23 protein-coding genes are annotated in these 22323 nt (G+C 50.1%); 10 read left to right on the forward strand and 13 right to left on the reverse strand.

Features of this window, described 5'->3' with window-relative positions:
• The first annotated feature begins 43 nt into the window (after nt 1–43).
• Nucleotides 44–448: a hypothetical protein gene (locus tag J4760_RS08275; RefSeq protein WP_145284308.1), complete on the forward strand. Its 405-nt coding sequence runs from the start codon at nt 44–46 to the stop codon at nt 446–448.
• A gap of 108 nt (nt 449–556) precedes the next feature.
• Here J4760_RS08275 and J4760_RS08280 read toward each other — a convergent pair whose 3' ends face one another.
• On the reverse strand, nt 557–1348 hold the full coding sequence (locus J4760_RS08280; RefSeq protein WP_237605409.1) for a M23 family metallopeptidase: 792 nt from the start codon (nt 1346–1348) through the stop codon (nt 557–559).
• A gap of 121 nt (nt 1349–1469) precedes the next feature.
• Here J4760_RS08280 and J4760_RS08285 point away from each other — a divergent pair, with 121 nt between their 5' ends.
• The 3 genes from J4760_RS08285 to J4760_RS08295 are packed head-to-tail and all read left to right on the forward strand — an operon-like array spanning nt 1470 to nt 4545.
• On the forward strand, nt 1470–2093 hold the full coding sequence (locus J4760_RS08285) for a TetR/AcrR family transcriptional regulator (RefSeq protein ID WP_237605410.1): 624 nt from the start codon (nt 1470–1472) through the stop codon (nt 2091–2093).
• 2 nt (nt 2094–2095) lie between these two features.
• Nucleotides 2096–2986, forward strand: a complete 891-nt coding sequence (locus tag J4760_RS08290; RefSeq protein ID WP_237605411.1) for an ABC transporter ATP-binding protein — start codon at nt 2096–2098, stop codon at nt 2984–2986.
• Entirely contained in the window at nt 2983–4545 is a 1563-nt protein-coding gene (locus tag J4760_RS08295) for an ABC transporter permease (protein WP_237605412.1), read from the forward strand. The genes J4760_RS08290 and J4760_RS08295 overlap by 4 nt, the downstream gene beginning before the upstream one ends.
• Nucleotides 4546–4634: 89 nt before the next feature.
• Here J4760_RS08295 and J4760_RS08300 read toward each other — a convergent pair whose 3' ends face one another.
• Together J4760_RS08300 and J4760_RS08305 are read right to left on the reverse strand one after the other, a co-directional pair.
• Nucleotides 4635–5369: an MBL fold metallo-hydrolase gene (locus tag J4760_RS08300; RefSeq protein ID WP_237605413.1), complete on the reverse strand. Its 735-nt coding sequence runs from the start codon at nt 5367–5369 to the stop codon at nt 4635–4637.
• Between the two features lie 121 nt (nt 5370–5490).
• On the reverse strand, nt 5491–6591 hold the full coding sequence (locus J4760_RS08305; protein ID WP_237605414.1) for an AI-2E family transporter: 1101 nt from the start codon (nt 6589–6591) through the stop codon (nt 5491–5493).
• Between the two features lie 155 nt (nt 6592–6746).
• On the opposite strand from J4760_RS08305, the gene J4760_RS08310 reads away from it, so the two are divergent.
• The 3 genes from J4760_RS08310 (at nt 6747) to J4760_RS08320 (ending at nt 9675) form a co-directional block, all read left to right on the forward strand.
• Nucleotides 6747–8306 carry an alanine/glycine:cation symporter family protein gene (locus tag J4760_RS08310; RefSeq protein WP_237605415.1) on the forward strand — a complete coding sequence of 520 codons (1560 nt, stop codon included), beginning with the start codon at nt 6747–6749 and terminating at the stop codon, nt 8304–8306.
• A 66-nt stretch (nt 8307–8372) separates the two neighbouring features.
• Complete coding sequence (locus J4760_RS08315) at nt 8373–9098, forward strand: alpha/beta hydrolase (protein WP_145284284.1); 726 nt, start codon at nt 8373–8375, stop codon at nt 9096–9098.
• A gap of 64 nt (nt 9099–9162) precedes the next feature.
• Complete coding sequence (locus J4760_RS08320) at nt 9163–9675, forward strand: YjcG family protein (RefSeq protein ID WP_145284282.1); 513 nt, start codon at nt 9163–9165, stop codon at nt 9673–9675.
• Nucleotides 9676–9786: 111 nt separating this feature from the next.
• On the opposite strand, the gene fabI is transcribed toward J4760_RS08320, so the two are convergent.
• From fabI to J4760_RS08350, 6 genes are all read right to left on the reverse strand, one after another.
• A complete protein-coding gene (gene fabI, locus J4760_RS08325) occupies nt 9787–10554 on the reverse strand; it encodes an enoyl-ACP reductase FabI (RefSeq protein WP_237605416.1) in 768 nt (255 codons plus the stop codon).
• 181 nt (nt 10555–10735) lie between these two features.
• Nucleotides 10736–12595: a cation:proton antiporter family protein gene (locus tag J4760_RS08330; RefSeq protein ID WP_237605417.1), complete on the reverse strand. Its 1860-nt coding sequence runs from the start codon at nt 12593–12595 to the stop codon at nt 10736–10738.
• A gap of 10 nt (nt 12596–12605) precedes the next feature.
• Complete coding sequence (gene mgtE / locus J4760_RS08335; RefSeq protein ID WP_145284273.1) at nt 12606–13979, reverse strand: magnesium transporter; 1374 nt, start codon at nt 13977–13979, stop codon at nt 12606–12608.
• A 78-nt stretch (nt 13980–14057) separates the two neighbouring features.
• Complete coding sequence (locus J4760_RS08340) at nt 14058–14852, reverse strand: NAD kinase (RefSeq protein WP_237605418.1); 795 nt, start codon at nt 14850–14852, stop codon at nt 14058–14060.
• Between the two features lie 35 nt (nt 14853–14887).
• Nucleotides 14888–15511 carry a GTP diphosphokinase gene (gene yjbM / locus J4760_RS08345; protein ID WP_145284267.1) on the reverse strand — a complete coding sequence of 208 codons (624 nt, stop codon included), beginning with the start codon at nt 15509–15511 and terminating at the stop codon, nt 14888–14890.
• A 26-nt stretch (nt 15512–15537) separates the two neighbouring features.
• Nucleotides 15538–15882, reverse strand: a complete 345-nt coding sequence (locus J4760_RS08350; protein WP_237605419.1) for a UPF0738 family protein — start codon at nt 15880–15882, stop codon at nt 15538–15540.
• Nucleotides 15883–16001: 119 nt separating this feature from the next.
• Here J4760_RS08350 and J4760_RS08355 point away from each other — a divergent pair, with 119 nt between their 5' ends.
• Genes J4760_RS08355 through J4760_RS08365 form a run of 3 tightly spaced genes read left to right on the forward strand, consistent with a single transcriptional unit; the run spans nt 16002 to nt 17761 of the window.
• Entirely contained in the window at nt 16002–16604 is a 603-nt protein-coding gene (locus J4760_RS08355) for a CYTH domain-containing protein (RefSeq protein WP_145284262.1), read from the forward strand.
• A complete protein-coding gene (locus J4760_RS08360) occupies nt 16588–16956 on the forward strand; it encodes a globin domain-containing protein (protein WP_237605420.1) in 369 nt (122 codons plus the stop codon). Before J4760_RS08355 ends, J4760_RS08360 begins: the two co-directional genes overlap by 17 nt.
• Nucleotides 16957–16969: 13 nt before the next feature.
• The gene (locus tag J4760_RS08365; protein ID WP_237605421.1) at nt 16970–17761 is read left to right on the forward strand and encodes a DsbA family protein; all 792 of its coding nucleotides are present in this window, start codon (nt 16970–16972) and stop codon (nt 17759–17761) included.
• 437 nt (nt 17762–18198) lie between these two features.
• Here the strand turns inward: J4760_RS08365 and pepF are convergent, their stop codons facing one another.
• The 4 genes from pepF to spxA all read right to left on the reverse strand — a co-directional run bounded on the left by pepF (nt 18199) and on the right by spxA (nt 22315).
• Complete coding sequence (pepF, locus tag J4760_RS08370) at nt 18199–19998, reverse strand: oligoendopeptidase F (protein ID WP_237605422.1); 1800 nt, start codon at nt 19996–19998, stop codon at nt 18199–18201.
• Nucleotides 19999–20066: 68 nt separating this feature from the next.
• Nucleotides 20067–21023: a competence protein CoiA gene (locus J4760_RS08375; protein WP_237605423.1), complete on the reverse strand. Its 957-nt coding sequence runs from the start codon at nt 21021–21023 to the stop codon at nt 20067–20069.
• A 67-nt stretch (nt 21024–21090) separates the two neighbouring features.
• Nucleotides 21091–21741: an adaptor protein MecA gene (locus J4760_RS08380; RefSeq protein ID WP_237605424.1), complete on the reverse strand. Its 651-nt coding sequence runs from the start codon at nt 21739–21741 to the stop codon at nt 21091–21093.
• A gap of 175 nt (nt 21742–21916) precedes the next feature.
• Nucleotides 21917–22315, reverse strand: a complete 399-nt coding sequence (spxA, locus tag J4760_RS08385) for a transcriptional regulator SpxA (protein WP_145284245.1) — start codon at nt 22313–22315, stop codon at nt 21917–21919.
• Between the last annotated feature and the right edge of the window lie 8 nt (nt 22316–22323).

The raw sequence follows: 22323 nt of genomic DNA on the forward strand, positions 1-22323 counted from the left end.
TAATGATATCAGAATATTCATAGATAGTGAAGGGGAGAAAATAATGGGTTTTTTTAAATATCTGACGTGGGATAATGCACATATGGATCTGCGCTACGAGCAGGATCCATACGACGGTCATATGAATATAACCAACGTCTACCAGGATTCACGCAAAGTGGATATGACAAGAATCAATGATGAATACTCGGGAACCATACGCGATGCACAGCGTGTCATCAATGCCAACCGCATCGGCATGCTGATCATCTATCTTGCACTTGTATTCCTTCCTGCACTGATCATCAGTGTAATGCAGGAAAACATTCTTCTTCTTGGTGTCATCATCATCTACACCATCCTGGCCTACTTCGTCGTCGAAGCAGTCAACCAGGTGAAAATCAATCAGGTACTCCATAAGCTTGATCAGGACCTGAAAGCATCATCTCATTCGATCAGACAGGGCTGATAATCTTTTGTGAAAGCAACATTTTCAAACATCAATAGCCAAAATCGCAAAAACCGGATGCGCCGTCCTTCTTCTTAAAGAAGTCAGATGGCCCATCCGGTTTTATTTTTATTTTTCCTTTCCTCTCGACGTATCCAGGTTGCTTACCCTTCCCCACAGATCACCGGTCTGGTCGGCCATACGAAAGTTGATGCCTGTACGTCTCTTTCCGATGGCGATGCACTTCAATTCTTTTTTGATCATGATGCGGATCCACCATAGCCCCTCATTGACGAAAAGCTTGTCGAAGCGGACATTTGCACCTTTAGGCAGTATGCCATCCGATGCTGAATGCGCTGATGGATGATGCCTTATACGGATGCGGCTGTCCGTTTTGAACTGGCCATGCCACAGCCATGCGTCGTCGTAGGATTCACCTCCGACGTCTATTTGGAGCGGATTGATGCCGCTGCATACAAATGCACGCTCATTCGGAATGTAGCCGTATTTCTGGAACTGGATGTGCAGGTGGCTTGCCATCCTTACATTGTCATAGTTCGTGTAGGACTGCAGACCGACGGTGTCGCCCTGTTTGACGGACTGGCCGACGCGGACTTTCAGATTGCGGGCGAGATGCCCGTAGATCACCTGGATGCCGAGTGCTTTATTTGCCACGACGACTGTCCCCCCGAAGTTGCCATATCGGCTGGTGCCTGCAACCACCTCCCCGTTGCATACTGCCGGAACTGGTGCCAGATGCGCCTTGGCAAGATCATATGCCCGGTGGTAGCCGCCGCAGTATGTGTCATAGTTATAGCCGTCGACCGTGTAGTCGCGCTTCCCCCATACGCCGCCATCGTACTTTGCCGGGTCCGATGTGACGCGAAACCCCTGCCTCTTCAGATATTCGATTGGATTCATGAATGCCCTCCTTACTGTGATACTCCATATATCGAAAATATTGTGCAAAAAGTTATTGACCACTTTGGTCAACAGGCATACAATAAAACTGACCAGACTGGTCAAAGTAAAGGGGGCGACCATGAAAAAACCATTCAAGAAGCTTGATGACAGTCAGCAGTACCACATCCTGACCACCGCCATGGCAGAGTTCTCGGCGCACGGCTATAAGAGAGCTTCGACCAACCGCATCGTCAATGCCGCCGGCATCAGCAAAGGGCTGCTCTACTACTATTTCGAAAATAAAGAAACGCTCTATCTGAGTACCGCCGAGTTCGCCTATGATCATTTCACAACGCATCTGCTTTCCCGGTTCACCACAGAAGCGGAAGGTTTCATTGAAAGGCTCGCGAGACTTTCCCGGATCAAGCATGTCTATTTTACCCAGCATCCGGAAATTGCCCAATTTGTGACGCATATGTACTATGCCGAAGGATTGCTCTCGACCTACCAGTCGAAAATGCAGACATTGCGCGAATCGAGTCTGCATGCAATGTACGAGAATGTGGATATGACGCTGTTCCGTACGGATATCGACCGGGAGATGGCAATGAAGATGATCGGCTGGACGTTCGAAGGCTATGTCAAGGAAATGGAGCAGTACTTCGAGGCGCAGGGCATCGACTTCGACCAGGTCGATACCTACTTCGCGCAGTTCGGCGGCTATCTCGATACAATGCGGAAGCTCTATTATAAGGAGGTATAACAATGACAGTGCTTGAACTGAAAGATTTGACGAAAACGTTTGGAAAGACAGTTGCAGCAAAGGATGTTTCATTCAAGCTCGAGGCAGGCGAGGTCTTCGGTTTCATCGGTCCGAACGGAGCAGGCAAGTCCACCACCCTGCGCATGATCATCGGGGCGCTGACGCAGGATTCCGGAGAGATTCTGATGGATGGGCAGGCGGTTGCCGGCAATCGCCACTACAGGCAGAACATCGCCTATGTTCCAGGGGATGTGAACTTGTGGGGCAATCTGACGGGCGAGGAGGTCATCCGCTTCTTCATGAAAGTGAGAGGCTATACCGATACTGCGAAGAAGGACAGCCTGATTGCGCAGTTCCGTCTGGATTCAAAGAAAAAATGCAGGACATACTCCAAAGGGAACCGCCAGAAGGTCGCCCTGATCTGCGCCTTCCTGTCGGACGCCCGCCTGCTCATCTTCGACGAGCCGACTTCCGGCCTCGACCCGCTGATGGAGCGCATTTTCCATGAACAGCTTGCAGCAGCGAAAGCGGAGGGACGGAGCATACTGTTGTCGAGCCATATATTATCGGAAGTGGAAAAACTCGCCGATCGCATCGCCATCATCCGTGAAGGCAGAATCATCGAGACCGGACGGCTTGAAACGCTGCGCCATATCACCCGCACCGAGTATGTCGTGAAATCCGGACAGAACCTTGCTGAAATGCAGAAGCTGCCATACGTCCACGATTATGAGGAAGCAGACGATGGCACGCATATGCGTGTCGACAATGATTCCGTCGGTGATTTCCTCCAGGCGGTCGCACGCCATCAGCCGCACCACCTGGAAACACTGCCGCCAAGGCTTGAAGATATATTCATGCGCTACTACGAAGATGGACGCGTGTCACCATGAACGCCTTCATCGGTCTGATACTGAAGGATGTATGGCTGCGCATCCTGCTGTGGATTGCCGGCATCAGTGCGCTCACCCTGATCGTCCCCTTCGCATTCGAGGGGTTGTACAGCAGTGAACAGGAACGGGAAGTGCTCCGGCAGACACTCGACAACCCGGCACTCATCGCCATGATCGGCCCCGTTCCGGAAGGCGCCTATACGATTGCTGTCATGTTCAGCCATGAAATGCTCGTCTTCATGGCAATCATCCACGGTCTTTTCGGCATCATGATCGCCAATGCCATCAGCCGTAGAATGGAGGACCAGGGCCTGATTGAATACGTCAACAGTGCCGGCATCACGAGAGGGGCCATATTCATGACACAGCTTTTGATCGGCGCCGGCATGAACGTACTGCTCGGCCTGGTGATCTTTCTCGGCACATACTTGTCGTCGGACGACTCGTTTACACTTGCCGGATGCACACTCTATGCTGTGGGCACCAGTTTGTTCGGCCTGATGTTCTATACGCTGACACTCGTGTTTGCCCAGCTCCTCGGCAGTTCGGAATGGACATTCGGCATGGCGCTCACCATTCTGCTGCTGCTTTATCTGTACCGTGCCATCACTGACGTGGCACGGCCCGAGCTGTCTGTCATATCGCCCTACAACTGGCTGACACGGCTTGAGCCATTCGCCTCCAATGAAGTATTGTGGCTGCTGCCATTTCTGCTGATCGCCGTTTTCACCGGGCTCGCCTGGGCTTTATTTTCCAGAAGGGACCTCGGGGATGCCTATTTCAGCATGGAGAGGAATAGAAAACCGCGGACCATCGGTTCATACCCCCGGCTGATGACCGGCAGCATGAAGGTGCTTGTGACGAGCTGGCTCGTCGGCATGGCGCTGATCGGTGCATCATATGGTTCGATTTTCGGGGATCTCGATGCGTTCATCAATGAAAATGCATTTCTTGCCAACAGCATGGCCGCGACCGGGGAAGATCCGATCGGCCAGTTCATCAGCGTGCTCATCATGATCACCTCTGTCATCGGTGTGATTCCGGCCCTCATGGTTTCAGGCCGCATCCTGCGCGAAGAGAAGCACGGCCGGCTCGAATGGCTGGAGAGCGCCGGAATGCGCCGGACGGTCATGCTGCCGAGCCACGGTCTGTATGCAGTGATCGTCGGAATAGCCGGTGTACTCATTGCGCTGCTCAGCATGTACGGCGCGAGCATGACGGTCCGAGGCATCGATATGACGGCCGACGACTACGTCATTGCTGCAATCAACTACAGTGCCGGCATCATCGCATTCGTTGGACTGTCGGTGCTGCTGATCGGGCTTCGTGCAAAGCTGCATTTCATCGTCTGGTTCTACCTGCTCTTCACATTTTTCGTCAACTATCTCGGACTGATCATCGGGCTTGGCGATGAATGGCTGCTGGCGACGCCGTTCCACCATCTTGCGGCACTGCCGGTTGAAGAAATGGCCTGGACACCATGGTTCATCATTTTCGGACTCGGAATCTTGATGATGGGTGCCGGTGTGATGCTGTTCAGGCGAAGGGATGTGGGATGAGTGCTCGGGCGTCAGCCGATCCTCCAGCCGACCCACACAAAAATAGACAAGAGTCCGAACCTCGATCAACGGGTTCGGACTCTTGTTTTCTAGATTTCGATCTTCATTCCGGCTTCAGCCAACCTGACTACATTCGTCGGATGCTGTTTGGCACTGTCGAGCAGCACTTCGAGTTCTCCGTGATGGGGCAGGTTGGCAAGGAGGGTCATCTGGGCATCGGATTTCGATGCGAGCCGGCCGGCCTGCTCTGCGTTCATATGACCATCCACCTTGCCGTCGAATCCTTCGTAGAGTTTGCAGTCGATGATGAGCAGATCTGCACCGAATGCAAACCGCACAAGGCTGCCGCGGTAGCTTGAGTCGGATGTATGAACGAATACACTCCCCTCGTTATCGGTGACTCGCATGGCATATGTTTCGACTGGATGTTCGTTACGGTGGAATTCAATCTGGAAGGGCCCGACGGTGTAGTGCTTCTGAGCGCGGATCGGCATGAAGGTGCTGTACTTCGCCCGGCGGATGGTCTTGACGATGGTGCCGCTTTCCGGGCCGTAGATCTTGAGATTCCGGTCGACACGTTTCAGCTGCCTGGCCATCTTTCTGGCCAGCATGAATGCCTCGATATCCCCTGCGTGATCATGATGATAGTGGGAGAGGAAGATATGATCGATGTCGTGGATACTGGTGTATTTCTGTACATTTGCAGCCACACCACTGCCTGCATCGAGCAGGATCGAAACTCCGTCTTTCTGGATCAGGTAGCCGGACGTCGGCTCCAGCCCCTTCGGAAAACTGTTCCACATTCCTATAATGATGACTTTCATGGCATCATCCCCTATGATCTTCTATTCATACTCATACCCTTTTTTCATGCACTGCAAGCAATGCCGTCCTTCGCCCCACTCTTCTACTACAAAAAAAAGCGGGGTTGCCCCCGCTTTCTGTCTACTGTGGTGGTCCACCTTCACCTGTGGTGGTGAACATTGTTTCCTTGAGGTTGCTGCGGTATCTCCACATATTCTGGATGATCGTCTTGACGACCGCATACGTCGGTATCGCAATCAGCATGCCGATGAATCCAGCTATATTTCCTGCCGCGAGTACTACAGTGATGACTGTCAACGGGTGCAGCTTGAGCGTCTGTCCCATGACGTTCGGTGTAATCAGATTGCTTTCGATCTGCTGGGCAATCAGCGTGATGAGTGAAACCCAGACCAGCAGGAACGGATCCTGGATGACTGCAAGCAGTGCTGCAGGCAGGAAAGCAATCCATGGACCGATGAACGGAATCAGGTTCATGAACAGTGCAAATATTGCCAGCAATAATGCATAATCCAGTCCAACAATCACATAGCCGATGTACAGGATGATGCAGAGGATGAAGCTGACAAGCATCTGTCCCTGTATGAACGCGCGCAGTGTATGATCGATATCATAGAACAGTTCGGTCAGAAACTGCTTCAAGGTGCCCCTGAATGGAGAGACCATGGAAGGAATGAGCTTCTCGTGATCCTTCAGCATGAAGAAGAAGAAGAATGGCACCAGGACCAGTGTGATCAGTACGCTCACTGTACTTGTCAGAATCGTAAACGCATTGCTCGCCAGATTGGAGAGCATCTGCGATCCACGATTCAGCGCATCCTGGATGTACTGCTCCGGATTGATCGGCAGGCGATCCCTATACGACAGGATCATATTGAAGACGTCCTGTATTTCATTCTGAATCAATGGCGCACGGGAAATGAGATTCTGCACCTGTTCTGTGACCATCGGCACGATGATCATGGAAAGCATCGTCAGAACGAGCAGGATGATGACGAATACTGCCAGAATGCTGGTCAACCTGCCAGCCCTTCTCTTTTCAAGAAAGCGTTGTATCGGTTCGGTAATATAATACAGCAGCCCACCAAGGAGAAGAGGCACGAAAATTGTCGTCACGATTGTGAAGACCGGCTCGAAAATGACCTGCACCCGAATGACGAGCATGATGATCAGCAGGGTGATGATGATTGCAATACCGGTTTGGAACCAGACTTTTTTTGTCATATTCAACTGCTCCTCCATTGACATTTTTAAAAGGTGTATACAGTGTATCATAAAAATACATGGCGCATTAAATATATATGGACAAATGCGTGAACTAACAGTATCATAAATATTGTCAGAATCTTCAATACAAAGGGGAAAAGGGGAAAATAACTATGCAATCAATTGTAGACTTTCTGAATGGACTGGTGTGGAGTTCGCCTCTCGTGTACGGCCTGCTCGCCGTCGGACTTTATTTCAGTCTGAGAATGCGCTTCTTCCAGATCAGACACTTCAAGGAAATGATCCGCCTGATGTTCCAGGGGGAAAAATCACCAGTCGGCATCTCGAGTTTCCAGGCACTTGCCGTATCACTGTCCGGCCGTGTCGGTACAGGTAACATCGTCGGTGTTGCGACCGCCATCTTCATCGGCGGACCGGGCGCCATCTTCTGGATGTGGCTGATCGCCTTCCTCGGTGCAGGCAGCGCCTTCATCGAGTCGACACTTGCACAGATCTATAAGCAGAATGAAGATAAGCAGTACCGTGGTGGTCCAGCCTACTACATAGAAAAAGGAATCGGCGGCGGTATAGGCAAAGCATATGCCATCGTCTTCGCACTTGTCACGATTCTTGCGACCGGATTCCTGCTTCCAGGCATCCAGTCCAATTCCATTGCTGGATCAATGACCAATTCTTTCCCAGTAGAGCACTGGGTCATCGGTATCGCGCTTGTCGTACTCGTCGGCCTTGTCATCTTCGGGGGAATCCGTTCCATCGCAAACGTTGCCTCAGCGGTCGTGCCGTTCATGGCGCTCGTCTATATCGCGGTCGCAATCATCGTCGTCCTCATAAATATACAGGAAGTGCCGGCAATGTTCGGGCTCATCTTCCGCAGTGCATTCGGTCTTGAGCAGCAGTTCGGCGGCATCGTCGGTGCCATGATCGCAATCGGTGTCCAGCGCGGCATCTACTCGAACGAAGCCGGTCAAGGTACAGGACCGCACGCAGCCGGTGCTGCAGAAGTATCCCACCCTGCAAAGCAGGGACTCGTCCAGGCGTTCTCGGTCTATGTCGATACGCTGTTCGTATGTACAGCCACAGCACTGATGATTCTGATGACCGGCATGTACAACGTGTCGGACGGCAATGACGGCCTTATCGTCGACAGCGGTGTCCACCAGGTATCACCGGATGGTGAGGAGAACTACGGCGGTACAGTCGCCTATACCCAGGCAGGTCTTGATAAAGCATTCAGCGGACAGGAGACATTCGACATCAACTTTGTCGGCTTCGGTTCCTACTTCATCTCGTTTGCACTGCTGTTCTTCTGCTATACGACAATACTCGCCTACTACTATATTGCAGAGACCAACCTTGTCTATCTGACACACGGCCGCTGGCCGATTCTGAAGATCCTGCTTGGTGTCCTTCTGGTTGCCTCCGTGTTCTACGGCACAGTCAGCTCTGCCGGGCTGGCATGGGATATGGGTGACCTCGGGGTCGGGCTGATGGCGTGGCTGAACGTCATCGCCATACTGATCCTGCAGAAGCCGGCACTCGCAGCCCTCAGGGATTTCGAGCGCCAGAAGAAGGAGAAAGGTTCCGGCAAGTACGCAATCTATTCACCGGACGCGTCGACAGTCAAGGAAGCGGATTTCTGGCATCATGACTATCTACAGCGTCTCAAAGAAGAGAAGGAATACAATCCAGATGTCAGAAAGCTCGACCGCTGATATACAATGAATTAATGTTTCGAAGATGCCCCCTTATTGGTAAACTAGCCATAAGGGGGTTATTTTATGGAAATGGAACCAGGAAAGATCCACACTATCGATTTCGAATCGGAAACACTCGGAGAGACTTATGAAATCCAGTATTATCTGCCGAAGAACTTTTCAGACCTATACAAGCACGAGGTGATCATTACGTTCGACTCGCAGGATTTCTTCAGATATGGCCAGATAGAAAGGGCGTATGAGAAGCTTAGGAAAAATGAAGAGATCGAACGTGCCATCATCGTCGGCGTACCCTATCCAAGTGTAGAATGGCGCAATGACTACTTCAGCCCGAATGGGGACCGCCATGATGATTTCGTGACCTTTGTGGCGAGGGAGCTGATCAGCTGGATTGATGCCACATTCCCGACGCTCAAAGTCGGCACATCACGTACACTGATGGGAGATTCGCTGGCTGGCAGCTTCGCCTTTTCAGTCGCAGCCACCTATCCGGCGACATTCTCACAGGCGCTGGCTTTCAGCCCATTCGTCGATGATGCGTTCATCGGGCGCTTCCAGTCGCAGATGTCACTGATGCACCTCGACCTCTATCACACAATCGGGCTTGAAGAGGATGATTTCATCACCATCTCCAAGGAACAGGCCGATTTCCTGACACCAAACCGCAAACTGAACGACTATCTATCATCTGAACCGCTCGAATATACGTACCGCGAGCTTGAAGGCGGACACGTATGGAAGTCATGGAAACCTGAGCTCGAACCTGCACTGAAACATTTTCTCGGGTGACTACTATGCTAACTAGTAAGAAATTTGCTATAATTGAGAATATAATCGATAGGGAGGAATCACGATGAAGTTCGGAGTAGCAATGTTTCCGTCCAAAGAACTGCAAGACAAAGTGAATCAATACAGAAAAAGATACGATACACATTATGCACTCATTCCCCCACATATTACGATCAAAGAGGGTTTTGAAGCAGACGAGTCGGAGAAGGAAGAGATTGCAAAATACTTGAGCGAAGTTGCGAAACAGCAGCAGCCGACCGAGATCGAAATCAAGAAAGTCTCCAGCTTCTCACCGAACTCTCTCGTCATCTATTTCAAAGTGGAAAAGAATGAGTCACTCGAGTCACTCCATGATGCATTGAACAAAGGTGACTTCTACGGGGAGAATAAACACCCGTTCGTGCCACACCTGACCATCGCCCAGGGACAGACGACCCAGGAATACGAAGATATTTTCGGGCACTTGAGCATGATCGGCATCCAGCACAAGGAGACGCTCGATAAGATCAGCCTGCTCTATCAGCTGGAGAACGGTGTGTGGCAAGTCTACGAAACATACCGGCTCGGCGAAGGATAGACCATATCCATATATGAACCTGTACCGTCAAGCAGACGTGTACGGGTTCTTTCATGTCCATTTTCAGACAAAAAAATGCAAAGCCCGCATTCGGACTTTGCATTCTGATATCTAGGCCATGATGTGGTAGCCGGAATCGACGTGGAGCACTTCACCTGTGATGCCGCTTGAGAAGCCGCTCAGCAGGAAGGCAACCGTGTTGCCCACTTCAAGCTGATCGACGTTGCGCTTTAATGGCGCACGCTCTTCGATTTCCTTCAGGATCGACTTGAAATCGCCGACTGCTGAAGAGCTGAGTGTACGGATCGGGCCGGCAGATACTGCGTTGACACGGATGCCGGACGCGCCGAGGTCCAGTGCCAGATAGCGTACGCTGGATTCAAGTGCTGCTTTCGCGACACCCATGACGTTGTAGTTCGGCATTGCGCGCTCGCCGCCGAGGTAGGTCATTGTCACGATGCTGCCGCCTTCATTCATGATCGTCTTGGCATGCTTTGAAACAACCGCCAGTGAGTATGCACTGATATCGAGGGCATTCTTGAAGCCTTCTCTCGTTGTTTCGCTATAGCCACCCTGCAGCTCATCCTTGCCGGCGAATGCAATCGCATGCAGCACGCCATCGATGCCGCCTGTCTTTTCACCGATTTCCTTGAATGAAGCTTCAACCTGCGCATCATTCGTCACATCGCATTCGACGATGATGTCGTGGTTGCCTTCAAGTTCTCCGAGGAGTTTATCCAGCTCACGTCTGAAACGCTCGTTCAGAATCGTAAACACCAGTTTTGCACCCAGCTGATCGAGTGCGCGTGCTGCGCCCCAAGCGATACTGCGCTTGTTGGCAACACCCATGATGACAAAAGTTTTACCTTCGAGATTCATAAGTATATACTCCCTTTTCAACTCATTGCGTGCCTTAAAGTGCACTGACAATTATAGTTTGTTATTAGTACCTACTCCTAATCTACATTTTTTCAAATTGAAATGCAACAAAAAAGATATTTCCGCCGGACATTCATATATTGAAAAAGCGTGTGTCCCCAGACAGGACACACGCCATCAATCAGTAGAGTTCGAGCTCACGCTTCAGTTCCTCGACATACTCCCTTGAACCGGTCATGAAGATCCGGTCGTCGACGAACAGCTGTGTATCCCCGTGCGGCACAAGCGATTCCTGGCCACGCAGAATACGCAGGAAGATGATGTCTCCGGTGAACGGGAAGTCTCTGAGCATCATATCGTCATAGCGGTAGTTGTTCATCTGTATTTCGTAGATGGATGTCTCTTCATCCGACAGGAGCTGCATCATATTCGGAGACTCGATGAGTCCACGCAGCAGTGTTTTTGAACTGAGCATCGTGGAGAACAGCTCGAATCCGCGTTCTTTGACCGCATTTTCCTGAGCTGGATCATCGACACGGTAGATGATGCGTTCGATACCGTGCTTCTCGGCCATCTGGGCGACACGCCAGTTGATATCGGAATCATTCGCCCCGAGGACGACGATATCGGCATCGAAGGCATCGATGCCATCAAGGCATTCCTCCGAGTACTCCGCGATTTCATTGAAGCTCAAGTTTTCAGTACTCTTCTCCCTCGAATCTGTATAGTTCTTATGGAAGACGAGCTTCACATGGTACAGGCCACCGGCGATGCTGTGCGCCACCGGGACAGTCAGCTGGTTGTTGCCGATGATCGTCACGTTGATCGAGCGCTCTTCATTTTCCCCTTTCGGATAGAGCTGCTTGAAGACGACCGGCGTAATGATGCATGCGACGACGGCACTCAGTATGAACATGCCGCTCTCGGCGCTGGTGATCATGCCGATCTCCTCCGCAATGACCGCAGCTGCGATGATGAGCGACAGCGTCGATGTCAGCAGGAAGCCGGCAGCGGTGACCCGCTTCACGTCGAAATACCGCAGCAGTATGGCCACCGGTATAAGCTTGCTCAAGAGGAACGCGGCAAGCAGTACCGGTATCAGGATGAAGACGCGGCTGTCCGAGAACAGCGACGGCAGATCGAGGTCGACGCCCACCATGATGAAGAAGATGGGGATGAAGAACCCGTAGCCGAATGAATCCAGCTTGTGCACCGTATCCTGGTCCGGTTTCAGCAGACTGACGATACAGCCTGCAATGAAGGCACCGAGTATGTTCTCGGCTCCAACACCTTCAGCCAATGCAACCAGCATGATGATCAGCGCAAAGACGCCGCGGATGCCGATCTGCATCGTCCCGTTATTGAGCTGTCTGATGAGCTGGGACTGGTGCATGACCCGTCCGAGGAAGTAGAACAGTATGGCGAATCCGATCAGGATCGCCATCAGCCAGATCGGCTGGCTCGAATCCGCATAGAGCTGGGAATAGAATGCCAGCATGATCATCGTTGCCAAGTCCGCAATGACGGCAACCAGCAGAATGATCTGCCCCATCTGGGTGGTGATCAGGTTTGCTTCCTTCAATGTCGGCACAACGACACCGAGGGATATCGTCGAAATGATGATGACGAGCAGGAAGATGTCATCAAACACACCAAAGCTCTGCATCATTAAGGCGAACAGGAAGCTCAGTGCGAGAATGCCCAGGAATATACCGACTGTGAGCATCAGAGTATTCGGCAGCGGGCGTTTCAGCACTTTCGATTTCTTCTGGCCGGAGGATTTCTGCGTAAATGCATCGAAATCAATTTCCAGACCACTGAGAAACATCAGAAATATAAAACCCAGTGTGGACAGTATATTCAGCCAAGGGTCGCTGGCATCGACGATATCAAGGAATGATCTTCCGATGATGACCCCGACTATGATCTCTGCAACCACCACTGGCAAAAAGCTTACTCTTAGTCTATTGATCAGTATTGGCGTCAGCAGTGCTGCAAGGACGACAATTGCCAATGATACTACAGATGGTCCATGTTCCATTATTTTCTCCTTATAGCAAGTAAGACATGAATGCATTCGCGAGTGAGAAATACACCAGTAGACTGATGATGTCATTCGCCGTTGTAATGAACGGTCCGCTGGCTACTGCCGGGTCGATGTTCAGACGACTCATCACGAGCGGTACGAGTGTTCCGAGCAGTGTCGCCAGCGTCATGGCAATCAGCAGACTTACTCCGACGATAATACCAAGAATCGGCGACTGGTACAAGAGACTGATGATGCCGAAAAGAATGAGACCGCATACGAGTCCCGTAATGATGCCGGATCCCGTCTCACGCAGTGCCAGCTTCATCTTGCTCGTATCTTTTATTTCTCCTGTCGCGATACCGCGCACGGCGACAGCGAGCGACTGGGTGCCGCTGTTGCCGGCCATGCCCCCGATGATCGGAATGAAGGCGGCGAGTACAGCCACCTGGGCGAGCGTATCCTCGAAAGTGGTCAGCATCGCTGCTGTGATCATGCCCATGAACGTCAGTCCGACAAGCCATGGCAGCCGCTTCTTCGCCGTTGAAAATGAAGAATCGGAAGTCGGCTCGATCTCCGTCATACCGGCAAGTCTGGAATAGTCCTCGCTCGCCTCTTCATCGATGACGTCCATGATGTCATCCGCTGTGATGATGCCGAGCAGGTGGTCCTGGTAGTCGACAACCGGCATTGCCAGAAAGTCGTAGTCACGCATGATCCGGGCAACTTCCTCCTGGTCCTCGGACACAAGGACGGAGACGACACGCTCGACCATGATATCCCCGATGTAGGCATCATCATCTGCAATGATCAGTTCCCTCAAGGAAAGGATGCCTGCAAGCTTGCGATCGGTATCCACAACAAAGACGTAGTAGATGGTTTCGGAATTCGGTGCCATCCGCTTCAGATGGCGCATGGCCTCCCGCACCGTCATCAGCGAGGTGACGCTGACGAATTCGGTGGTCATGATACCACCGGCGGTGTCCTCTTCATAGTTCATGAGCTTGCGTATCTCCTGCGCGTCCGAGCGTTCCATCAGGGTCAGGAACGAGGTGAGCTTCTCTTTTGAAACTTCACTCAGTATATCGACGGCATTATCGTACTGCATGGCCCCGAGCATCTCCGCTGCATAGCGCGCATCCATGGCATCGAACAGTGTCTCATATTCCTCGGGATCGAGCTCGAGGCTGTCAAAGAACCCGGCCACTTCCTCCGGACTGAGATAGTGATACATTCTCTGCCGGTCTGCTTCTTCCAGTTCAAGATAGAATTCACTCTGCTCATAATTGTGCAGATCGAAGAATACGTCCCGGAATGTATCGATATGTGCTTCCCTCAAATGGACGAGCAGCGATTCGTACTCAAGCTCAATTTCCGTTTTTTCTTCTATTTCAGCCATGATGCCACCACCTACGTATAATCTTGGATTACATATTATATGAAAAATTAAAAAAGCACTTCAACAGTGCTTTGAACTCTAGGAAATAAAGGAGTCGTGCACTCTTTTCCAGAATGGAAATGGTCTGAAGCGGGCAAATCTCATCTTTTCATCTGCGACTCTGAACTGGATCGATTTGACGCCCTTGTGCACGAGATTTATATGATCGATTGTCATCTGATAGACTTCGCTGTTCACCGGCAGTACCTGGCATGTATGATGCTTCGGCAGTACGAGCGGTGAGCCGACTGTACGGAATACCCTGTTGTTGATGGAGGCGATCTCCGTAATCTGTATGGCTTCGATGGATGGATGGATCAGGGCACCACCGAGTGCCTTATTGTAGGCGGTCGAGCCGGATGGCGTGGAAATACACAGGCCATCTCCCCTGAACCGTTCAAAATGCTGGTTTCTTATATCCACATCCATGACAAGGGTTGTACCGTTGTCGGTCCGAAGTGTCGCTTCATTAAGCGCCAGGTAGCGGGTTTCCGTGCCTTCCGTCTCATAGCGGATGATCGTCTCGAGCAGCGGATATTCGATGACCTGGAACTCATCATTCTGTATGGCGATGATCAGGCGCTCCACTTCCTGAGGCAGCCAGTCTGCATAGAACCCGAGATGCCCTGTATGTACGCCGACAAAGGCCGTATGATCCAGAAGATGCTGATAGCGGTGGAAGGCCTGGAGCAGCGTGCCATCGCCGCCGACCGATATGACGATGTCCGGCGCCGCCTGATCCGATGTCATGCCCATATCCACCATATAGTTCATCATCTTATCCTTCAAGGCATTCGATTTGGTGTCTCCTTTGGAAACGATGAAAAATTTCATGCCGCCACTCCTCTCTGGAATCCATATCCATCATGCTAGCGCATATTGCGCTTTTTCGTGTAGTACTTCTGGGCATCCTGGATCTCCTCACGGATCTCCGACATCTCCTGATCGAGAAGGTATGCCGCTTCTGCTGCATTCTGCAGACGTTTCTTTATTTCCGGCGGGTATTCCCCGCTGTACTTATAGTTCAGTGTATGTTCAATCGTTGCCCAGAAATTCATCGCCAATGTGCGGATCTGTATCTCCGCCAGAATACTGACGGTTCCGGAGAGCCGTTCGACCGGGTATTCCACAATCAGGTGATACGACCGGTAGCCGCTCTCCTTCGTATTGGCGACATAGTCCCGCTCTTCAACCACCCGCATATCGGTACGGTTGCGGATCTGTGCACAGATCACTTCGATATCATCGACAAACTGGCACATGATCCTGACGCCTGCAATATCATACATCCCCTCCTGCAGACGATCGTAGGGAATGTTGCGTGCACTGGCCTTCTCGATGATGCTCTGTACCGGCTTTACTCTTGCTGTTACGAATTCCACCGGAGAGGACTGACGGTTGAGCTGATAATCCTGGCGCATGCCCTTCAGCTTCACCTTAAGCTCCTCAACAGCTTGCTTGTAAGGTGCAAGAAACTTCTCCCATTGTTCCATCGCTTACACTCCAGTCTAAATCCGTTCTAATGTGTGAACTCTTCCTTGACTGCAATTTCAAATGCTTCCCCATAATTGTTGTTGCCGTCGATGTTGTCGACGAGATAGTCCAACTCATCCCAGAAATCAGTCAGGATCACATCCGTATTCAGTATGACCTCAGCGCTGTGGTGTGTGTGCAGCATGGACCATGTCTCCTTCACGAAATGCACCCTTCTGAACTGCTCACCATCATCCAGGAGGTAGATGAACGCCATATCATCGGAATCGACGATCATGCGTGATGCGGCCTGGAGACCTTCTGTCTCTTCATCTGCATAGCATTTCAATGCTTCGTCTTCATATTTTATCTCTGTTACATAAATATCCATTATTTTCACTCCTTGCGCCATTTATTTTACCATAGTATCCACCATTTGATAACGTCATAAACTGTTTACTTTACACTGCATTTCAAATTATAGATAATAATGATTAAGGAGTGGATCTGATGAAAGAACTGGAGATAGAATTTAAGAACTTATTGACAGGGGAAGAATATGGACGTCTGCACAGTGCACTGTTCACCAAAACACAGCCCATCGTGCAGACGAACTTCTATATAGATACCCCGGATCTTGATTTAAAACACCATCGCCTTCTGCTCAGAATCAGGGATACAGGCGGCAAGCAGATCATGACGCTCAAGGAACCGACGGAAAAAGGTGTCATGGAATATCATGGCGAAGTCGAAAATGATCTGAACTTCGACCGTAATATCCGTACGGACGAAGTGCCGGAACTGATTTTAGGTGAACTCGAACGCTTCAATATAGATACAACACAGCTCAAGATCTATGGTGCTCTGTCGACAGAACGTCGGGAAGTCCCCTATAGGGAGGGGCTGCTCGTACTGGATAAGAATAATTTTCTCGACACTGAAGACTTCGAACTGGAGTATGAAGTGGACCAGTACGATAAAGGCGAGACGCGATTCATGGATCTGCTCGAACAATACAGCATAGAACGCCGCAAGGAAACAACGAAAGTTGAACGCTTCTACAATAAACTTGAAAGCATCCGCTCAGGTGATAACTATGCCAATACCCTATAAGGATATCGGAGAGGAAAAGTTGCATCGCATGATTGATATCTTCTATGGCCACGTGGCGGAAGATGCGCGCATCAACCATCTTTTTCCCGATGATCTGACTGAGACAGCATATAAGCAGAAGCTGTTCCAGACCCAGTTCCTCGGCGGACCCAATCTCTATAACGAACAGTATGGACATCCGATGCTGAAAGCCCGCCATGTGCCCTTCCGCATTACACCGGAAGCACGCGATGCATGGCTTGAGAACATGGCGAAGGCAATGGATGAAGTGGGTCTTGAAGAAGAATTGAAAACATTCATCATGGCACGGTATACACTGACAGCGAACCATATGGTGAATTCAATAGATTAAGCAGGGTGAGGACATGAACAGAACTGGAACACAGTCACTCGTACTCGAACCGACATCCCATCATATTGAAATCTTCTACTTCTTCGACCCGTTCTCGGCGGATTGCCTTGCGCTTGAACCGATCATCAACAAGCTGCAGCTCGAGTATCGGGGTCACGTCACAATAAAGAAGATACTGGCCCCTTCTCTGCAGGTGCTGACTAAATGCCAGGCCCAGTCCACCTCGGATATCGACAATATCGCGCTTGCCTATAAGGCTGCAGAAATACAGGGCCGCAATAAGGCACGTGCATTCATACGCTATGTCCTGAACCGGATTGTGCCGACAAAGAACATATGCACCATACAGCATATGGAGGAGAGCGCCAGGCTCGCAGGTCTGGATGTCCACGCCTTCATGATCGATGCCCACTCGGAAGAGGTCCGCAGCCTGCTTAAACGTGATCTCATGGTGTACCGTGAGATGGATGTCGAGGCATTGCCTGCCATGATCTTCTTCTCCGGAGACATCGAATCAGAAGGGGTCAAGGTGGAAGGCGTATATCCCTATCATATCTATACCTATATCATAAATGAGCTCATCGACAAGGAGGTAGAGAAGCATCCTCTGCCAAGTATCCACGACTATATCGAGTCCTATGAAGTGGTCAGCTTCCATGAGCTGAAGACAGTCTTCGAATGGCGGACCGGCCTGCTTCTCAACGAACTGAAAAAGCTGCGCCTGCAGCGGCTGGTCGAAGAATTTGAAACAGAAGATGGCATGTACTACCAGGTACGAGGCGGTACATCTGTACTGGGAAGATAGTATTTTTATAATATAAATAGAGACGCAGGAGACATCAGCCGAGCTGATGTCTCTTTTTATATGTATGTCCCATCCCAATTGAAACAGAAAAAGGCACGGTGATCGCAATGATTCACCGTGCCGCATATATATACTCTTATCCTGAATAAATAAAAAAGCAGCACACCTTCTATAGTGTGCTGCTCAAACAAAGGGGATGGGAGAAATTTTTCACTTTTTAAACAAAGGGGTATGTTTTAGTGATAAAAATTTCATGTCTAAAATATACCACGTAAATAGTGTCCAGACAACATTTTGAACACGTCTTCACAAGACTGTCATAATGAAAACGCATCCACTTGTAAACTTGTATATAAATTATGGACATGACCCTTCCGCCATGTTATCAGAAAATTCCTCCCAATGAATAAAAATCCAATGGGAGGCCAATGCATTCTCTAAAGTTCTGCCAGTAGTGCTTCGAACTGGTCGAGCTGCGACTCGAATACTTTCATTGCATTTTCGATCGGTTCGCTTGTCGTCATATCGACGCCGGCATTTTTCAGCACGTTGATCGGATAGTCGGAAGATCCTTTTTTGAGGAATTCGTTGATATAGCGTTCCGCCACTGCGCTGTCCCCTTCAAGCACCTGCTTCGACAGGCTCGCAGCTGCTGCGTAGCCGGTGGAATACTGGTATACGTAGTAGTTCATGTAGAAGTGCGGGATCCTCGCCCATTCCACATCGATGAATTCATCATATTCCACCGCGTCACCGAAGTACTTGCGGTTCAGTTCCCCGTATACCGCATTCAGGCTGCCGGCAGTCAGCGGTTCGCCCGCTTCCTTCATGGAATGGATCTTATGCTCGAATTCTGCAAACATCGTCTGTCTGAAGACGGAGCCTCTGAACCCTTCCAGCTGCTCATTCAGCAGGTAGAGCTTCTTCTTCGTATCTTCGAGATTTCTGAACATGTAGTCGGCAAGCAGTGCCTCGTTGAAATTGCTGGCGACCTCGGCGACGAAAATGGAATAGCCGGACGCATTGGATGGCTGGTTCTGCCTGCTGTAGTAGCTGTGTACACTGTGCCCGAACTCGTGGGTCAGCGTGAACAGATTGTTGACGTTATCCTGCCAGTTCATCAGGATGAACGGATTTGTGCCGTATGTGCCGGAGGAATATGCGCCGCTTCTCTTGCCTTTATTTTCGTAGACGTCCACCCAGCGGTTTTCGAGCCCTTCCTTGATGATGTTGAGATACGTGTCCCCCATCGGCTCGAGGGACTTGAGCATCCAGTCCTTCGCCTCCTCGTAGGTCATTTCGAATTCGACGTCTTTGATCATTGGTGTATAGACATCATACATCCTGAGCTTGTCAAGACCGAGCTGCTTCCTGCGCAGTTCCGTATAGCGGTGCATGAGGTGCAGATGGTCGTTCACCGTCTTCACGAGGTTGTCGTATACTGCTTCCGGAATGAAGTTGTTGGACAGCGCCTGATGCCTTGCGGAATCATAGCCGCGTGCCTGAGCCTGGAATACGTGCGTGCTGACGACACCCTGCAGCGTCTGGCTGAGTGTATTCCTGAAGGCACCATATGTGCTGTACAGATTCTCGTATGCCGACTGCCTGAGTGTGCGGTCGCCTGACTTGAGCAGGTCGATGTACGTGCCCTGCGTCAGCGCATGCGCCTTGCCTTCTGAATCCACTGCATCCGGGAATTCGAGGTCTGCATTGTTGAACATGCCGAATGTCGATGTCGGGCTCGACATGACTTCACCCGCCTGTGCGAGCAGCTTCTCCTCCTTGTCACTGAGCACGTGGGCGCGCTTCTTGTTGAGCTTCTCTAGATCGAAGGAGAATTCGGAAAGGCGGTCATCCTGGCGCCACTCCTCAAGAGTATCCTGATCGATCTTCATGATTTCCGGTACGAGGAAGCTCCATGCAGTATTGAACTTTACAACCAGCGTGCGGGCTTTCGACTCGAGCGCACTGTATGTATCATTCGAAGTATCCTGGTCGTGCTTGAGATGGGCATAGACGAACAGCTTGCCGATTTCATCACTGATGGCACGTTCCGTTTCCAGCGCTTCAGCGAGCACTGCCGACGAATCGATCCTGCCCTGGAACTGTGCCTCTTCACCGAGACGCCCTTCCAATTCTTTATACTTTTCTTCGAATGCTTCATCCGATTCGAAGATTGTTTCAAGATTCCATGTATATTTCTCTTCCTGTTCTTCACGTGTAATGACTTTTGCCATGACTTTCCCTCCACTTTCAAGATAATATAATTTTCTCAATATTTCCGATAAATTTCAAGTATCGAAACTTATTGTGAAATATATAACGATTTATAGGCATCAATCAAACTTCTGAGTACTTTCTGCCTGTCCGGCACCTGCTGTGTGGTGCGCAGCCGGATGAAGCGGCTGAACTGGTTCCAGTCGAATGTCCCCTTATCGAGCGCATGCATGATATAGAGCTTCCATTCCAATGGCGAATTCATGATCCATCGCTCTGCTTCGACACTATGGCAGAGATGTGCCGGCAGATTCTCCGGATCGAGCCCCAGCTGATACAGAAAAGTGAGCGTCGGGTTCAAACGGCTCTTCTGCTGGCGTGCATGGCGGATCATGCGTCTGATGTCGTCCTGATCCAGTCTGATTGGTGCAACGGGTGCTGCCGGAAGCGGACCGGCGAGTGCGTCAGGAGCAAGGACTTCAGCGGTGTATGTGTAGCGGCTGCCCCCTCTATGATGCAGAAGTGTCCATCTCTTCAGACGTCCATGCTTGTTGGAGTAGCTGAAGAGTGACGCATTGAAGACGGTGGACAGCTGAAAGTGCGTCGGTATGATGCAGCCCGCGTTGATGCGCAGTGCCGCCTCATCCAGCAGCCAGATGACCTCCATGCCGAGGGAGTGATAGCCCCGTGACCGTTCAACGATGAGCTCCGGTGAAATGGTTGAATACTGGATTTCAAGCGCACGAGTGCGATCGATCAGCAGATCCGGAATCTGCTCGATTTCCTTCAGGTAGTACTCCATTGCGACAGGATGGCGGTTCAGTGCCAGATAGAGCGTATGTTTTGCATCCAGATGCGCAAGCGACTCCTTCTTGTAAAGATAACGGACACAGTCCATGATGCGGTGATGCGAGAAATGCGGTGTCTTGACGCTGCCGGATTTGAAGGTGACAGACGATCCGCACACCGGACAGAAGTAGTGCGTGCCTTTTAGTGCCTCCTTCGCTGTGATTCTGATACCATTTTTATCATGTGCGATGAACATAGAAAAAACCTCCTCTTCTATATATGGTAGAAAAGGAGGCTTTTGATTTATTTTCTATACAAGTAAATTATTTTTCTTTAAAAAACTTTCTTACTTTGCTTCTTACGTTCATACTCATGATGACTTTACCGTACTCCTCCACCACCATGCTGGATAGTTCGGCGGGAGAACTGTATTCGAGAAGTTTTGCTTCAATGCGTTCCATGTCCATGAAATCCATACGATAGTCGAAGAAAATCTGATAGTAGTAGCTGCCTTTATGTGCAATAAGAAGGTCTTCGTAGACGGTTTCGTCAACTTCCACCTCGTGCGTATACTTGATAAGGTCTTCGAACTCATCGAATTTGACCATGACAGGTTCTTTTGTGATTGGTGTCACTTCTTCCGAGTCTGCGGCGATATTTTCGAGGAACTGTTCAACATCATTATTATTTATATCCATAGGCGTCTGCTCCGTAGAGAATGGTTTATCATCCTGGGATTTGGAAACGACCACTTCGATACCTTTATCATAGGCATGCACCTGAATCCATAGCGGTCCTTCCATTGAAAAATCTTCTTCCTGCTCGTGGTTCACTTCATCCATGATGGACCAGAAGAACTCTTCTCCACGTTTGCGGTTCATCCATAGATCTTCTTTATCAAACCCACGTTTCTCGATGTCCTGGTAGGTAATGAAAAACTTGATTGTCGACTCATCAATTCTTTCAATCCTCATACTTCTCACTCCTCTCCCTCAAGTATGATTCTTATCTATATTATACCTTATTCCGAAATGCTAAAACCACTTTTAGAATTGTCATGTCATTATACGCCAAAATACCCGTGGATTTCAAGCAATCCGCGGGCATCTTGATTGTAAGTATATTGTTGTTTGTAAGGAAGAACAGCACCTACAGCTCAGCGAGACGCTTCGCTTCGTTCAAGTGGAATGTTCTTACTGTGCGCGGAAGAAAACGACGAATTTCATCTTCGTTGTATCCTACCTGCAGACGTTTTTCGTCCATGATGATCGGTCTTCTGAGTAGACCAGGATTCTCCATGATCAATGTATAGAGTTCCTGCATCGGCATGCTGTCGATATCTACATTGAGCTTCTGGAAAGTCTTTGATCTTGTAGAAATAATTTCATCCGTGCCATCCTCAGTCATTCTAAGAATCGCTTTCACTTCATCGAGTCCAAGTGGTTCAGAGAATATATTTCTTTCAGTATAAGGAATTTCGTGTTCATGTAACCATGCTTTCGCTTTGCGGCATGATGTGCAGCTTGGAGAAGTAAAAAGTGTTACCATACAACTCA

This window comes from Salinicoccus sp. ID82-1 (assembly GCF_021991715.1).
Classification (GTDB): Bacteria; Bacillota; Bacilli; order Staphylococcales; family Salinicoccaceae; genus Salinicoccus; species Salinicoccus cyprini.